Genomic DNA, 15,837 nt, shown 5'->3' on the forward strand with positions numbered 1-15,837 from the left:
TTCTTCTTTCTGAATTGGAAAATAAATCATGAGCACCGAAAAATTCGTCTCGTTTTCCCGCAAGGACGCCATTGGCTACGTCACCCTGCATCGTCCTCCCGACAACCGCGCCAACCGCAAGCTCGTTGCAGACCTGGGCGACGCCGTGCGCGAGGCGGCGCTATCCGACGTTCGCGTTCTGGTGGTCAATGCCGAAGGCGAAAATTTCTGCATGGGCGGCGATTTTCGGGAATGGTCGACCTACAACTCCTATCAGAAGCGCAAGGAACGCTGGCAGTTTTCCAACGGCATCCTGTCCGCCCTTGAAAACCTGACCATTCCGACGATCGCATCCGTGCACGGCCGCGCGAACGGATTCGGCTTCGAGTTGGCCCTGCATACGGACTTTGTCATCGCCAGCGAAGAGGCAAATTTCCGCTTTACCGAAGCGACCATTGCGGTCTTTCCCCTGGCTGGCGGCGTACAGCGTATTGCGGAGCGGGCGGGCCGGAACGTCGCAAACAGGATCGTCATGCTTGCCGAGAATCTCTCCGCAAGCCAGGCGCACAGCCTCAATATTGTCTCCAAAGTCGTACCTCATGAACTGATCGGCGACGAAACCCTCGCCATGGCCACGCAGCTCGCAGAAGGTCCTACCCGGGCGCACGCGGCTACGAAAGCGGTCCTCGGGGCCTGGGCATCCGGTGGCATCCATCACGCGGACGCGCAGATGATCGAGCTGATCCCTGCCGTTCTCGATAGTGAGGATGTACGCGCAGGCATCGACTCCGCGGCAAAGGCGTTGGCCACAGGCGGTGCACGGCCTGCCCTGAAATTCACCGGAAAGTGAGGCGACCGAGATGCCCTTCGACCTTGACAAACTCTGTGGCGACGACCTTTTCGGGATTCAGTGTCTGCCGTACGGCATTTTCCAACCATCAGACGGCTCCGCGCCACGAATCGGCGCCCGTCTCGGCGACCATGTCCTTGACCTCTTCGGAATGTTCGGCGATGCCTACCTGAGCGCGTCTGCACTCAACCCGCTCATGGAACAAGGCCGGGGCACGTGGAACGAGCTGCGCGGCCGGATCATCGAGTCACTGGAGCGTCCGCGATTGCGCGATCTGGTTGTCAGGAATGCCCGCCCGCTCAATGACGTTCATCTCGGGATGCCATTCGAAGTGGCAGACTACGTTGACTTCTTCGCGAGCGAGCATCACGCGGTGAACGTTGCACGGCTCTTTCGCCCGGGAACTCCGCCCTTGCACGCCAACTGGAAGAGCCTTCCTGTCGGATATCACGGCCGGGCGGGTACGGTGTATCCGTCTGGCGTGCCAGTAAAGCGTCCCTGGGGTCAGTCAGCGTCGGGCGACGGCCAGGCGATATACGGCCCGAGCCGGAAACTCGACTTCGAACTGGAAGTCGGCTTTGTCGTGGGTCGCGGTTCGCCCATCGGCCAACCGGTGACGGTCGATGACTTCGACGACTATGTCTTCGGCGCGAGCCTTGTGTGCGACTGGACCGCGCGTGATCTGCAAGCCTGGGAGACCTTTCCACTTGGCCCGTTCACCGGCAAGTCGTTCCTGACTTCCATTTCGCATTGGGTTGTGCCGCTGGCAGCCCTGGACGGAGCAAGACTGCCTCTGCCTCCTCAAGATCCGGTTCCCGCGTCCTACCTCGGCGGGGAAGTCCCTGCATGGGGACTGGACCTGGCTCTGGAGGTCGCCATCAACGGTCACGCCATCGCCAGGCCAAACTTTCGCGATATGTATTGGTCGCCGGCTCAGATGCTTGCGCATATGACCGTCAACGGTGCCCGGACAAGAGTGGGCGATCTCTTTGCGTCGGGCACTGTCAGTGGTCCGCGGGAGGATGAATTGGGTTGCCTGATGGAAATCTCAAAGAATGGCACTCACCCCGTCACGCTCGGTAACGGGAACACCAGATCTTTCCTGGAAGATGGCGATGAGACGGTGCTGACCGGGCACGCACTCTTGCCCAATGGACTACGGGTTGGCCTTGGGGAAGTGCGTTCAACCGTGGCGTGACATTAAGAATCCCAGGAGACAAACCGTGATTCATCGAGCATTGTTACTGACAGCGACCTGGTTCGCTCTGATCCTCTGTTCAATCGGCGCCCAGGCAGCGGATGCCAATCCCTCTCCACTAGTCATCAAGATCGGATACGCCGCAGGCGGAGCGGCGGACACGGCTGTCAGGCGAGTCGCCGTGCCATTGAAGCGGATCACGGGAGAACGGTCGTCCCGGAGAATCTCGGCGGCGCCTCGGGTCTGCTTGCGGCGCAGTCAACACTGAGTGATCAGGCGGATGGAAGCACCGTCGCCTGCCTTACCGGCGACGACATCATGGCACTTTCGGCGCTGCGGAAGGGCGGGAAGGTGGGAGTGGAGCAATTCAAGCTCGTCTATCCGCTGCGCATTTCGGATATGGCTCTGGTATCCACCATGAAGAACCCTCCCAAAGGGATCGATGAGCTGGTTGCACTAAGCAAGAAGCGTGAAAGTAATCCCCTGTCCTTCGGCAACTGGGGGCCTGGATCTCTCTCTCATGTCGCCGCTCTGGATCTTCGCGCACAGACCGGGATCAAGGGAATCGATGTGCCATATAAAGGTGGTGCACCGCTGCTGCAGGATATCCTGGCGGGCAATATTGACCTGGGCTTCCTGCCTCTTAATGGCCAGATCATCGACCTGGTCAAGGCGGGGAAGCTCCATGTGGTTTTCATTGCGTCGGATCAGCGCAGCGCGCATTTGCCAAACGCTGCTGCGGCCGGGGAAAGCAGGCTCGTGAAGGACTTCCGATACAGAGTCTGGCCGTCCATTTTTGTGTCCCGAAAGACATCGCCGGAAGTCCAGAAGAAGCTGCATGATGTCTTTGCCGCGGCAGTCCATGATCCGGACTATCAACTCTGGGCCACGTCGACCGGAGCGACATCCATGAGCCCGATGTCCACGGAAGACACGGAGAAGTTCATGCAGGCAGAACAGGCCCGGTTCAAAAGAGTTCAGATGCTGATGAAGGAATAGCCATGGGTGCACTGGATCAAATCCGCGTGCTCGATCTGACGCGCGTGCTGGCAGGGCCGTGGTGCGCCCAGACGCTCGCCGACTTCGGTGCCGACGTCATCAAGATCGAACGTCGGGGCGAGGGAGACGACACGCGCCAATGGGGCCCGCCGTACTTCAAGACACCGGACGGCACCGCGACGCGCGAGGCGGCCTATTACCTTGCGGCCAACCGGAACAAGCGCTCGGTGACAGTCGATATCGGCACGCCGGAAGGACAGCGCATCGTGCGCGATCTGGCCGCGCAGAGCGATGTCGTGCTGGAGAACTACAAGGTCGGCCAGTTGAGGAAGTACGGCCTCGACTACGCCTCGCTGAAGGCGATCAATCCGGCGCTGATCTACTGCTCGATCACGGGGTTCGGGCAGGACGGCCCGTATGCGCAGCGCGCGGGCTACGATTTCATCGTCCAGGGAATGGGTGGCTTCATGAGCGTCACCGGCGAGCCTGACGCCGACGGCGGTGGTGACGGGCCGCAGAAGGCCGGCGTGGCGATTGCCGACCTGATGACCGGCATGTACGCGACCACGGCCGTGCTGGCTGCGCTGGCGCACCGCGACCGCACCGGCGAGGGCCAGTACATCGACCGACCTCGCACTGCTCGACGTGCAGGTGGCGATGCTGGCAAACGTCGGCGCCAACTTCCTGACCGGTGGCACAGTCCCCAGGCGATGGGGCAATGCCCACGCGAATATCGTGCCGTACCAATCGTTCAAGGCGAGCGACGGCTGGATCATCGTGGCGGTCGGCAACGATAGCCAGTTCCGCAAGTTCGTGCAGACGGGCGGGCGAGTGGAACTGGCGGACGACGAGCGCTTCGCGACGAATCCCGCACGGGTCCGGAACCGCGAGACGCTGGTCCTGATCCTCGCCGAGATGGTCGGCTCGCGCAACAAGCACCAGTGGATTGCGCAGCTGGAAGCGGCGGGCGTCCCCTGCGGTCCGATCAACGACATGGCCGAAGTCTTCGAGAACGAGCAGGTCATTGCACGCGGCATGAAGGTTGAGGTCGACCACCCGCTCGGCGGTGCGGTCCGGCTGGTGCGCAACCCGATCCGGATGAGCGCGACGCCACCCGAGGCAAAGTCGGCGCCGCCTCTGCTAGGTCAGCATACCGAACATGTACTGAAGACACTGTTGGGCTACGACGACGGCGAGATCAGGCGCCTGCGCGAGAACTCGGCCATCTGACTGGCATCCGAAAACCAGGAACACCATGACAAGCTTTCTGCATTACGCACACCGTGGCCACGTCGTCACGCTGACCATGAACGCGCCTGACCGGCGCAATCCGCTGACCGGCAACACGGCGGTGGACGAGTTCCTCGAAGCCATCGACCGGATCGAGGGTGACAGCAGCGTGCGCGCGGTCATCATCACCGGTGCCGGCACCGCCTTCTCGTCGGGCGGCAGCATCCAGGAAATGGAGCGCCAGTCGTCGGGCGACGTCTCCGGAATGGAGATCCGCCGCGACTACCGGCGGGGCATACAGCGCCTGCCGCTGGCGCTGTTCAATCTCGAGGTGCCCGTGATTGCCGCCGTCAACGGCCCCGCCATCGGCGCGGGGCTGGACCTGGCCTGCATGTGCGATATGCGCATCGCATCCGAGAAGGCGATCTTTGCCGAGAGCTTCGTGAAGCTGGGGATCATCCCGGGCGACGGCGGCGCGTGGTTGCTGCCGCGCATCGTCGGCTTGTCGCGCGCGGCGGAACTGACATTCACGGGGCGTGCGATCGATGCCGGCAAGGCGCTGGAGTGGAACCTGGTGTCCCAGGTTGTCCCGGCGGACCAGTTGCTTGCCACCGCCAGCGAACTGGCCGAGGCAGTGGCTGCCAACCCGCCGCATGCGGTGCGCATGGCCAAGCGCCTGCTGCGCGAAGGCATGCACATGCGGCTGGATTCGCTGCTGGAGTTGTCGGCCGGCTTCCAGGTGATCTCGCACCAGACGGCCGACCATCGGGAAGCTGTATCGGCGTTCCTGGAGAAGCGGAAGCCGACGGCAATTGCGTAGCGGCCGGCACGGGGAGATGACCTGGCGCGATCGTCGGTGCCGGTGTCTTGTTTCGCTGCGCGTCGGCGCCGGCCGGTTCGGCATCGCCTTCCCGTTGCCTCGGGGGGATTGACTTGCAGTCGCAAGGACCGAAGTGCTCCGGCCGACGCGCCGGGCTCGGCACCACATTCTGTCAGGAACGTCCTACGCACGATTCAGTTCATTCTGCTGCGTATTGTGGCCCCCAACCGAAGGCATCGGCGAGGTTCCACAACTAGCCTTGAAATCAAGGAGGGGCCGATGCGGTGTGCGGTACCGGCAAGACGTGCCTCAGAAGGAGTGCCACCATGCGCAGATCAGAAAATTCGCTACGCGCGCTGGTAGAAAAGTGGTTGTCGCCCAGCGACGCCAGTCCGGCGCGCGTTACCTGCTTCAGGCATCTTGCCAACCACAAGGGTTGCCTGGTGTGTGTCGAATCGACCCGAACCACGCGGCGCTTGTCCATTGCCTTTTTCCGCCACGGCGATGGCGGGTGGTATGTGTTTCCGCCTGTCGCCGGATAGCTGCGCCCACTCAGGCGCTCACCTTGAGTGCTCTCGAAGTGATGCTCGATGCGGAACCTGAGTATCCGGATTTCGCTCGTCCCATCGTTCCAGTGCCGCTGCTCCGCTAGCGGGACAGATTCATGCTGGGGACCGAGCGTATCGCCAGGCGCGCACATTCGACGAACCAGTTGGCGGGCGCGTCCAGCACATTGCCCTTGCGCTTGACGATCCCGATCTGCATGGTCGGCAGCGGCTCCCTGAGCCGGATCTCGCTGATCAGCGGTGCCATCCACGGCAGCGATAGCACCGGCTGCGGAACCGGGGCGATGGCATCGCCATTGGTGGAAAGCACGAGCGACGCCATGGACGATGGACATTCGATGATCTGGCGTGGCAGCGGCACCTGATGGCGGATGAACCACTGGCGAACCGTTTCGCTGGTGCCGCCGCGCGAACTGTCGAGCAGCCAGACCGACTCGCCCAGGTCCGCCAGGCGATGCGGCCCGGGCCCGAACTTGCCGGCCCGGGTCGACATGGCAACCGCGAGGCGCCCAAGAGGCTCGAAGCCCAGGTCGGCTCCCAGCACTTCCGGCAGCAGCGAGGTGATGGCGACATCGATGGTCCCGTCACGCAGCAGGGGCAACATTTCCGACAGGAAGGCGTCGCGGATGGTCAGGCGCGCGTCGGGATAGCGGCTGCGAAAGCGCTGCAGCGCATCGGGCAGGCACATGAGCGAGAAGGCGGGGGTCACGGCCGCATGGATGTGCGGCGTGCCCTGGCCGGACAGACTCCGGATCGAGGCGCGTGCGTCGTCCACTTCGGCCAGTATCAGCTTCGCGCGCCTGAGCAGTTCGAGGCCGGCGTCGTTCAGCCGCACGCCTTGCGGGCTGCGGCTCAGCAAAGGCACCTGGAGGTCGAGCTCCAGTTCCCGCAGGGACTTGGTCACCGCTGTCTGGGACAGCGCCAGCGAACGGGCAGCAGCCCGGATGGTTCCCTGTTCGGCAATGGCGACAAAGGCCCGCAACTGACTGTTTTTCATTTTCCACCTTCGGGATACCTGTACGGCTGTGAACACCAGAAGTGTTCACTATGAAATCTTATCAGTAGCGCGGCGCGACCGGCGTTCCTACCATGCTGGCACCGCGGATGCCCCGGCTTCCGCCAACTGTCAGGAGACACGATGCGCCCGCAGGTCAACTTCGAGAGCCCCGAAGGGCTTCCGGCACCACCCGATTTCAGGACCGCCAATCCCGCGGCAAGCGAGGATGGCATTTACGCCAAGGTGACAAGGCGGCTGGTCGGCTTCCTCTTTGTCTGCTTTATCTTCGCGTTCCTGGATCGGATCAACGTCGGCTTCGCCAAGATCGGCATGCAAGCCGACCTTGGCTTCAGCGAAGCCGTTTTCGGGCTCGGCGCGGGCATCTTCTTCGTGAGCTACTTCCTGCTGGAAGTACCCAGCAACCTGCTGCTGGGGCGCTTCGGAGCCCGGCGCTGGATCGCCCGCATCATGGTGACCTGGGGACTGTTGTCCATGGCCACCATGTTCGTCAGGACCCCCGCGCATTTCTACGTGCTGCGCCTGCTGCTCGGCGCCGCCGAAGCCGGCTTCTTCCCCGGCGTCATGCTGTACCTCACGCAGTGGTATCCGGCGCACCGGCGCGGCCGCGTCATCACGCTGTTCATGGCGGCCATTCCGGTCTCCAGCATCTTTGGCAGTCCGCTGTCAGGCTGGATCCTGCGCGCATTCGACGGCCAGGGAGGCATGGCTGCCTGGCAATGGCTATACCTGGTCGAGGGAGTTCCCGCCGTCCTGCTCGGATGGATCACGCTTCGCTATCTGCCCGACAACATCGCGCAGGCAAAGTGGCTCAGCCCGGGCGAACGTCATCTTCTCCAGCAACGTGTCGCCAGCGACGCGCATCATGCCAGCGCCCACCGCATGCGCGATGCCTTCCGCTCGCCGCTGGTCTGGCTGCTGGCGTTCATCAACTTCGCATTCCTTTGCGGCATCACGCTGGCCTTCTGGATGCCATCCATGCTGCGCAACGCCGGGGTGAAGAGCACGGTGGAGATCGGCTGGATGGTTGCCATACCGTATGTCCTGGCGGTCATCGGCATGCTGGTCCTGGGCCGGACCTCCGATGCCTCCGGTGAGCGCCGCTGGCACAGCGCCTTGCCCGGCTTTGCCGCCGCGGCGGGCCTTGCGGTCATGCCCTGGACGCTGGACAACCCGACGTTGCTGCTGGCCGCCAGCACCGTTGCCATCAGCTGCAACGTGGTCGCCAACGCGCTGTACTGGAACCTGCCGACCGCGTTCATGTCAGGCGCCGCGGCCGCCGTCGGTCTCGCCTTCGTCAATGCCTTCGGGCAGATCGCCGGCTTTGCCAGCCCATCGGTCTTCGGGTGGCTCTTCGCGACGACCGGAAGCGCCTCGCTGGGTCTGGGCGTTCTCGCCGCCTGCCTCGCCCTGGGCAGCATGGCGGTGCTCCTGATGCCTGCGCAGGCAGTCAACCGCTGACCGAAGGGGAGTCGTCCAGTGAAAGACTATTCAACTGCCCATGAACTCCTGAGCCTGCTGCGCCATGGAGACATCACCAGCGTCGAGTTGCTCCGAAGCCAGTTGGCGCGTGTCTCGGCGATCGATCCCACGATCAACGCCGTCGCGGTGCTGGATGCGGAGCGCGCCCTGCTGCGCGCCGCCGAAGCGGATGCAGACCGCGCGAGCGGACGGAACTGGGGGCCGTTGCACGGCTTGCCGATTACGGTAAAGGAATCGTTCGACGTCGCCGGCCTGCCCACGACCTGGGGCTATGAGGCGTTCAGGACCAACATCGCCACGCGCCATGCGACGGCCGTGCAGCGCCTCGTGGATGCCGGCGCGATCATCTTCGGCAAGACCAACGTGCCGGTTTCCCTGGCCGACTGGCAGACGTTCAATCCGGTATATGGAACGACCAGCAATCCCTGGGATGCGAGCCGCGTGCCGGGCGGCTCTTCGGGCGGATCGGCTGCCGCACTGGCGGCCGGCTACACCTCGCTCGAGCTCGGTAGTGACATTGGCGCCTCGATCCGCAATCCGGCGCACTACTGCGGCGTGTACGGCCACAAGCCCACCTGGGGCGTGGTGCCCATGGAAGGCCATGCATTGCCGGGAATCGCATGCATGGACAGCGTGGATATCGGCGTGGCGGGGCCCATGGCGCGCAGTGCGCACGACCTCGAACTGGCCATGGACGTCCTCGCGTCACCCGCCCATAGCTTTGGCAGCCACGGCTGGCAGCAAGCGCGCTGGCGCGACCGCGCCCGGCCGGTCGAGGGCCTGCGTATCGCCGTCATTGCCGACGACCCGGTGGCGCGCGTCGATGGCGCGATCGTGGCGAGACTGCAGGCGCTGGCGTCATTCCTGCGTGGCGAGGTGGCCTGTGTCAGCGAGAACCGGCGGCCCGTCGACAGCAGCGAGTCGCGTGCCGTGTACCTGCACCTGGTGCGCGCCGCGACCGGAGCCTTTCTCTCCGATGAAGCCTACGACGCGGCACGGCGCGCAGCGAGCCTCCTCGACCCCGGCGACATGAGCTATCGTGCCTGCCACTATCGCGGCAGCACGCTCACGCACCGGGACTGGTTCGCGCTCGACCAGCGCCGCTCGACGCTGCGCCTGCAATGGGATCGGTTCTTCCAGGACTATGATCTGCTGATCTGCCCCGTCGCCACCACGACGGCCTTTCCGCACAATCAGAAGGGCGAGCGCTGGGAGCGGATGCTCGATGTCAACGGGCATCCGCAGGAGAGCACCGATTCGATGTTCTGGGCCGGATATCCCGGGGTCGTGGGGCTGCCGGCCACGGCCATCCCGCTGGGCCGCGATTTGCGTGGATTGCCTTTCGGCGCGCAGATTGTCGCGCCGGCATTCTCCGACTTCGTGGCATTGCGCTTTGCGCAATGGCTCGCGCGCGAATGGTATGCCTTCCAGGCGCCGGAACCACTCTCTACCGTGGCGCCGGCCGCCTGATACGCCAGCCGCCCCGTGCCTGGCACGGGCGCAGCGGTTGGAGGGACCGTTCCCTCAATTGGACAAGGCGCGAAGCCGTGGAGCGCGTTCCGGGTCCAGATGTTCCGCGAGGTTGTCCAGCGCCCGTGCCGCGTCGTGGCTGGACAACGCGGCAAGCAGATCCACGTGTTCGTCGACGACCAGACGAACCTGCGTCGGATCCGGCGGTGTGGAAAGGCAGGCCAGCAGGTGGCGGAATCGAAGCGCGTCGAACAACTCGACCAGCAAGTCATTACCGGCCAGGCTCACGATGGCCCGATGAAACTGACGGTCAAGCTCGGCCGCCTCAAAGAAGTTCCGCTCCAGGACCAGGCGGCTGATCTCGCCAATCATGCGTGCCAGTTCCGCGGGGATGGCCATCTTTTGCTGGCAGATGGTTCGGATAGCATGGCTTTCCAGGGCGAACCTGGCCTCGAGAAACTGGCGCAGTTCCTGTGCCGTCACCCCGCGCACCCGTGCGCCTCGCCGTGGAATGAGCTCGATGAATCCTTCGGCCGACAGGCGCCGCAAAGCCTCCCGAATCGGAGTGCGCGACACGCCGATATCTTCGGACAGCGGTTCTTCTTCAAGGAAGGCGCCGCTGGCGTACTGGCCTCGCAGAATCTGGCTGTGAATGTGCTGGTAGGCCCGTTCGGCGGCGGATAGCGTTGTTGCGGCGGTCTTGGAATTCTCGGAACCCATTGGGTGGACTTTTGTGTACGTCATGTATATCAGCGACGTTGGTCAATTCGCATAGGGCAGTATTGAGCACATCGTTCATGTTCCCTTGCAGCAGGGCAGCCGAGTTGCATCATAGCTCAAAAGGCTGACGAGCCCGCAGCGTGGCCAAAGTCCGAGCGCCGTCTGGTCGGGTAAACGCGCATTGCTGGCGATGACTGTCCGCTCTATCTTTGCATACGTCATGTATACACGAAGTATGCAAATAGCTCTGCAGTCGATGCCAGACGCGACGTCGATTTGCAGTGTCCGTCCACGCGACCCGATTTTTTCCCGCACTACGATATGAAGACTAAGCTTTCCCCCAGCCACCTTGGCCTCTGGTTTTCCGGACCGAACGTGGCCACCGCCGAAATAGGCAAGACCATCGGCTATCGCGTGGCGATTCTGGATATCGAACACGGCACCTTTGACCTGGACGCGCTCGACCGCTTCGTGCCTTTCCTGAAAGCGCTTGGCTATGAAGTCTTCGCCAAGGTGCTTGGCCCGACCCGCGAAGCGGTCCAGCAGGCGCTGGACTTCGGCGCGGATGCCGTCGTGATTCCCCACATTTCCGGCGCTGAAGAGGCCCGGCGCGTTTGCGGCTACGCAAAGCTGCCGCCCCTTGGCGATCGCAGCCTCGCCGGCGGCAGGACGACCAATTTTGCGTACCCCGCCGATGAGTGGATCGCACAGCAGGACAGGAACACGAAGTGCTATCCCATGATCGAGGACGAGCACGCGCTGGCGGAGGTCGAGGCCATCCTCGACCTGCCTTGCGTGGACGGTGTCTTCATCGGGCCGACCGATCTCTCCATTCGGCGCGGTCGAGGCATCTACAAGCGGCAGGCGGGCGACTGGGCCGACATCGAGACGGTTGTCAAAGCCTCCAGGGCCGCGGGCAAATCATGGCTCTTCCCGGCATGGAGTCCGGAGGAGCAAGCCTTCGCCATCCAGCATGGCGCGGAGCGCGTGTTCATCGCGATGGAACAGGTGGCGCTGTATCGCGGGCTGAGCGCCATCTGGGCGACCGCAAACGAGACGCTGCAAAGCCATTCCCAGCAATAACCAGAGTCGCGCTTACGTGCTTATCGGATTCCTGAAACAGGATACGCAACCATGAATTCCCCAATCAATCAGCCGGTGGTCAAGAAAGTCCAACGCTGGGCCTGGATCCTTACGACCGTCCTCGCCCTGGCGATGGTCGTCTCCGTCATCGATCGATTCGCCCTGTCGCTGCTGATCGAACCGATCAAGAAAGCGTACGGCATCACCGATTCACAGATCGGCCTGCTGCAGGGACTGGCCTTCGGCCTGTTCTACGCAGTGCTGGGCCTTCCGTGCGGATGGCTCGCGGACAAGTGGTCGCGCAAGGGCACCATTGTCGTCGGACTGCTGATCTGGAGCGCGGCGACCGCGGCTTGCGGACTGACCACAACCTTCGTCGGGCTGCTGGCCTCGCGCATGCTGGTCGGTGCAGGCGAGGCCGCGCTGGCGCCCGCCGCCTACGCCATCATTCACGACCAGTTCCCCCGCACGATGATCAATCGTGCCCTGAGCCTGTTCCAGGTAGGCGCCGTCATTGGCGCGGGCACAGCCTTCTACATCGTGGGTGCGATGTATGACTATCTGAAAGGCATTGGCCCGGTCGTCACGCCGTGGTTCGGCACCCTGGAACCCTGGCAGCAGACCTTCGTGGCAGTGGCTCTGCCGGGCCTGGTGCTCACGCCGATTCTCTGGTGGGTGCTGTCGCGCGCCGAGGACAAGTCGCCCGTGGCCATGGAACGGGGCAATGCCAAGGCCGTTGCCCCTCAGGTTGGCACGGGCCGATACATGTGGTCGGACCGGACCTTTATTGCGGCGCTGTTCATCGGCATGTCCGGTCTGCTGACGATGAACTACGCGCTGCTCTCGTGGCTGCCGTCCATCTTCGCACGTGAGTTTGCCTGGACGCCCGGACAGATTGGCCGGCCCTATGGCCTCATCGTGCTCGTTGCCAGTTCCCTCGGCATGCTGATTGGCGGTTGGGCGGCCGATCGCATCCAGAGCAGCCAGCCGGAGGTGGGTGTCCTGCGCGTGCCCCTGACCGCGGCAGTGATCGGCCTTCCATTTGCCGCCGCGCTCCTGTTCACCAACACACCGATGCTGCTGCTGGGCCTGGCCGCGGTACTGCATGCCCTGTGCACGTGCTCGATCGGAGTGGCTCCCGCATTGATCCAACTGCGCACCCCGGCGCTCATCCGCAGCCGCGTATCGGCGGTCTATGTCCTCGCGGTCAATATCTGCGGGCTGGCAATCGGGCCGCTTCTGGTGGGCGAGATGACCAGGCTCGTGCCGCAAGGCACAGAGGCGTTGCGCACCTCCGTCGCAGTCGTTGGCGCCGCTGCACTCCTGATCTCGGTCGCAGTACTCGCCAGCTACACGCTGGTAGCGAGAGGCCGGACGGCCGCAGCGATGTCCTGACAAAGCGGCGTCATGATCCCGTCGCCTTCCTGATCCCGCGGCGCGCACCCGCGCCGCCATCCCGAAATTACCTGAGCCGAAAGTCGTCAAGCATCCTGGCCTGACGGTGGCCCTTCTTTTTCTTGAATTCCGCAACACCCAACCGAAACCCAGTCATGAAGATCTCAGTCATCCAGTTGAACGCAGGCAATAGCAAGCCGAAGAACATTGAAAAGGCTCTCGGCCTGATCGAGCGTGCAGTGCAAGCCGATTCCCCCGACTTTGTGGTGCTCCCCGAAATGGTCGCCTGCATCAGCGCATCGCCAAAGGAAATGCGCGACTCCGCCGAAGCGCTGCCGGACGGTGAGGCTTACCGCGCCTTCAGCGACGCGGCCCGCCGGCACAACATCATTCTCCATATCGGCAGCATGATGGAGCGTGACGGCGACGAAGTCTTCAACTGCTCGCTCATGTTCGGCCGCGATGGAAACCTGCTGGCGAAGTACCGCAAGATTCATCGCTTCGATGTTGTCTTTGCGGATGGCACCGAGCTCAAGGAATCGAAGCTGGTCGGCCGTGGCGACGAAATCGTCTGCGTGGAAGTGGAAGGCGTCAGGATCGGCTTTTCGATCTGCTATGACATGCGCTTCCCCGAACTCTATCGCGCTCTGGTGGAACGCGACGCCGACATCATCGTGGCGCCCTCAGCCTTCACCTTCGAAACCGGCGCGGCCCACTGGGAAGTTCTTCTGCGCGCACGTGCCATCGAAACCCAGACCTACTTTGTAGCGCCCGGACAAGTCGGCACGTTTGGCGAGGGCAAGTACAAGAACTTCGGTCATTCGATGATCATCGACCCATGGGGGCAGATCGTGGCCCAGGTGTCGAACACCGAAGGCCATGCATCGGCGGGCTTCGACCGCGACTATCTCACGCAGATCCGCGCGCGCATGCCGCTGCGCCAACACCGCGTCCTCTAAGCGCCGAGCGGAGCCTGCCATGTTTGATATTCGTCCCATGCCGGAGGCTTTGCCTCCGGAGATCCATCGCGCGGCGATGGAAGCCGAGCCCGCAACCATCGGCCACTTCCGGCTGCTGGGGTTCCCGGATGCGGGAATTCGCCCGCTCTTTGGCCGCGTGCGCATTGCCGGCCCGGCAGTGACATTGGCGTTGCCGGCAGCCGATTCCACGCTGCTGCATCACGCCGTGGGCATGCTGCGGCCAGGTGACGTCCTGGTGATCGACCGGCTCGGTGACAACCGGCACGCCTGCCTGGGCGGAGGCGTTGCCTATGCCATCGCCAGGGCCGGGGTCGCCGCCGTGATCGTCGATGGTCCCTGCGCGGACCCGGCGGAAATCCGCGACCTCGGGCTGCCGGTCTGGGCGCGCGGCTTCAGCAGCATCACCACGCGTCTTCAGGGGATCGGCGGCGCGATGAATGTCCCCGTGAGCTGTGGCGGCGCGGTAGTGGCCCCTGGGGACCTGGTCATCGCCGACGAAGGCGGCATTGTGTTCATGCCGCGCGCGGAGGCACTGGCCCAATGCGAGCAGGCGATGAAACTCCAGCGCATGGAGCAGCAGGGGCTGCCCTTGATTACACCGGAGCGGCCGCTCGGCGAGCTGACCGGCGCGAGCGCGCTGGTCCGCGCCAGGCTTGCCGCCGCCTAGCGCAGGCATCCACGGCGGCCAGCTGTTCCAAGCCCTCCACGGCAAACGACGAAGCGGTGCATCACGAACGCCCACGCGGCACGCGTTCCGGGCGCGACCGCGCACGTCTGTTGCCGTGGCCGTGCAGGCGGGCAGGGCGCCGGATGCGGGCAGAACAAATAAAACCACAATGAGGAAACCTGAAATCATGAGTTCAAGTCTGAAGCGGACCGGCATCGCCGTTGCCTGCGGCGCAGCCCTTGCCGGATCGGCGTTGCTCAGTACGTCGGCGCTCGCCCAAAGCAACGTCATCCTGTACGGCGTACTGGATGCCCCCGTCGAGTATGTGAGCAAGATGGCCAGCAGCCCGCCGACGCTCAATAACGGCCAGGTCACCTATCAGCCAGGCGGGAGTCGATTCGCCATGGGGTCGATCGGCGGACTGGCCGGCCCGCGCTGGGGCCTGCGCGGGACGGAAGACCTCGGGGGCGGCAAGCGGGCGATCTTCGTCCTGGAGAGCGGATTCGGGGTGGATACCGGGATGTCCGGCAACGGCGGACGTCTCTTCGGACGACAGGCATACGTCGGCCTGCAATCCGAAGCCGGCCAGATCATGTTCGGCCGTCAGTACACGCCGCTGTTTGAAACCCTGGCCAACTTCGGGCCCCTGCGTTATGCAAGCCTTTATGAGCCAGTCGGGGCCCTGACGGGTCTGGACAACCGCTCGGACAATACGGTCAAGTATTCCGGCACCTTCGGCGGCCTGACCGCCATGGCCCACTACTCCTTTGGCACGGGTGTCGGCCTGACCGGTATGACGCCGCTGGCCGGTGGCGGCGCCGGCGAGGTACCGGGTCACGGCCGCGACAACACCGGCTTTGGTGCTGGCGTTTCCTATTTCACCAACGGGTTTGGCGCCGCACTGGCCTACGACGAATGGCATCCGGCCATTACCGCGGGCAATGCAGGCAAGCAGCGCAAGCTCGCTGGCGCATTGCGCTACACCATCGGAGACGCCAGCGTGATGGGCGGCTATCGCTGGGGCTCCACACAGTTTGCCGACGGCACCACCTTGTCGCGCGACGATTTCTGGTGGGCGGGCGCGAACTATCAGCTGACGCCGGCAGTCGGCCTCCAGCTGGGTTACTACTACTGGAACCTGAAATCGGTGCGATTGACGCAGACCGCGGCGGCAACCAGCCCGGCCAGCCCGTGGGAAGTTGCGTTCGTTGCCGACTACGCCTTCTCGAAGCGGACCGATGTCTACCTGACGACGGCCTATGCGCGCAACGCGGGCCTGAACTTCGACACGTCGAATACGGGCTTTGCCACGGGCTACTTCCCGACTCCGGGCCAGCGCAGCATGGTGGGCGTGGCGGTTGGCATTCGCCAGGTGTTCTGAAG

The 15,837-nt window shown here is 63.8% G+C and carries 13 protein-coding genes and 1 pseudogene; 12 read left to right on the top strand and 2 right to left on the bottom strand.

Translation table 11 applies throughout. The annotated features are described in order from the left end of the window. The first annotated feature begins 28 nt into the window (after positions 1-28). From KHO22_RS26515 to KHO22_RS26535, 5 genes and pseudogenes are all read left to right on the top strand, one after another. Positions 29-829 carry an enoyl-CoA hydratase/isomerase family protein gene (locus tag KHO22_RS26515; RefSeq protein ID WP_211950149.1) on the top strand — a complete coding sequence of 267 codons (801 nt, stop codon included), beginning with the start codon at positions 29-31 and terminating at the stop codon, positions 827-829. A gap of 10 nt (positions 830-839) precedes the next feature. Beyond that, positions 840-2,027, top strand: coding sequence for a fumarylacetoacetate hydrolase family protein (locus KHO22_RS26520; protein WP_211950150.1), 1,188 nt, complete (start codon positions 840-842; stop codon positions 2,025-2,027). 186 nt (positions 2,028-2,213) lie between these two features. Then, positions 2,214-3,026, top strand: coding sequence for a tripartite tricarboxylate transporter substrate binding protein (locus KHO22_RS26525; RefSeq protein WP_268914544.1), 813 nt, complete (start codon positions 2,214-2,216; stop codon positions 3,024-3,026). A 2-nt stretch (positions 3,027-3,028) separates the two neighbouring features. After that, a pseudogene (locus KHO22_RS26530) lies at positions 3,029-4,256 on the top strand (CaiB/BaiF CoA transferase family protein). A gap of 25 nt (positions 4,257-4,281) precedes the next feature. Further along, positions 4,282-5,076 carry a crotonase/enoyl-CoA hydratase family protein gene (locus tag KHO22_RS26535; protein WP_211950151.1) on the top strand — a complete coding sequence of 265 codons (795 nt, stop codon included), beginning with the start codon at positions 4,282-4,284 and terminating at the stop codon, positions 5,074-5,076. A gap of 648 nt (positions 5,077-5,724) precedes the next feature. Here the strand turns inward: KHO22_RS26535 and KHO22_RS26540 are convergent. Then, the gene (locus KHO22_RS26540) at positions 5,725-6,639 is read right to left on the bottom strand and encodes a LysR family transcriptional regulator (RefSeq protein WP_211950152.1); all 915 of its coding nucleotides are present in this window, start codon (positions 6,637-6,639) and stop codon (positions 5,725-5,727) included. 141 nt (positions 6,640-6,780) lie between these two features. On the opposite strand from KHO22_RS26540, the gene KHO22_RS26545 reads away from it, so the two are divergent. Then, positions 6,781-8,118: an MFS transporter gene (locus tag KHO22_RS26545; protein ID WP_211950153.1), complete on the top strand. Its 1,338-nt coding sequence runs from the start codon at positions 6,781-6,783 to the stop codon at positions 8,116-8,118. Positions 8,119-8,136: 18 nt separating this feature from the next. Further along, positions 8,137-9,609: an amidase gene (locus KHO22_RS26550; protein WP_211950154.1), complete on the top strand. Its 1,473-nt coding sequence runs from the start codon at positions 8,137-8,139 to the stop codon at positions 9,607-9,609. A 54-nt stretch (positions 9,610-9,663) separates the two neighbouring features. Here the strand turns inward: KHO22_RS26550 and KHO22_RS26555 are convergent, their stop codons facing one another. Then, on the bottom strand, positions 9,664-10,353 hold the full coding sequence (locus KHO22_RS26555) for a GntR family transcriptional regulator (RefSeq protein WP_211950155.1): 690 nt from the start codon (positions 10,351-10,353) through the stop codon (positions 9,664-9,666). 297 nt (positions 10,354-10,650) lie between these two features. Between KHO22_RS26555 and KHO22_RS26560 the strand changes: the two genes are divergently transcribed. From KHO22_RS26560 to KHO22_RS26580, 5 genes are all read left to right on the top strand, one after another. Beyond that, the gene (locus KHO22_RS26560; RefSeq protein WP_211950156.1) at positions 10,651-11,412 is read left to right on the top strand and encodes an HpcH/HpaI aldolase family protein; all 762 of its coding nucleotides are present in this window, start codon (positions 10,651-10,653) and stop codon (positions 11,410-11,412) included. 51 nt (positions 11,413-11,463) lie between these two features. Next, positions 11,464-12,807, top strand: coding sequence for an MFS transporter (locus KHO22_RS26565; protein ID WP_211950157.1), 1,344 nt, complete (start codon positions 11,464-11,466; stop codon positions 12,805-12,807). A 155-nt stretch (positions 12,808-12,962) separates the two neighbouring features. After that, positions 12,963-13,766, top strand: coding sequence for a carbon-nitrogen hydrolase family protein (locus tag KHO22_RS26570; RefSeq protein ID WP_211950158.1), 804 nt, complete (start codon positions 12,963-12,965; stop codon positions 13,764-13,766). 19 nt (positions 13,767-13,785) lie between these two features. Continuing rightward, positions 13,786-14,454 (top strand): RraA family protein, encoded by a 669-nt coding sequence (locus tag KHO22_RS26575; protein ID WP_211950159.1) that lies wholly within the window; start codon positions 13,786-13,788, stop codon positions 14,452-14,454. Between the two features lie 187 nt (positions 14,455-14,641). After that, the gene (locus KHO22_RS26580) at positions 14,642-15,835 is read left to right on the top strand and encodes a porin (protein ID WP_230427036.1); all 1,194 of its coding nucleotides are present in this window, start codon (positions 14,642-14,644) and stop codon (positions 15,833-15,835) included. The last annotated feature ends 2 nt before the right edge of the window (positions 15,836-15,837 follow it).

Source organism: Cupriavidus yeoncheonensis (assembly GCF_905397275.1).
Classification (GTDB): domain Bacteria; phylum Pseudomonadota; class Gammaproteobacteria; order Burkholderiales; family Burkholderiaceae; genus Cupriavidus; species Cupriavidus yeoncheonensis.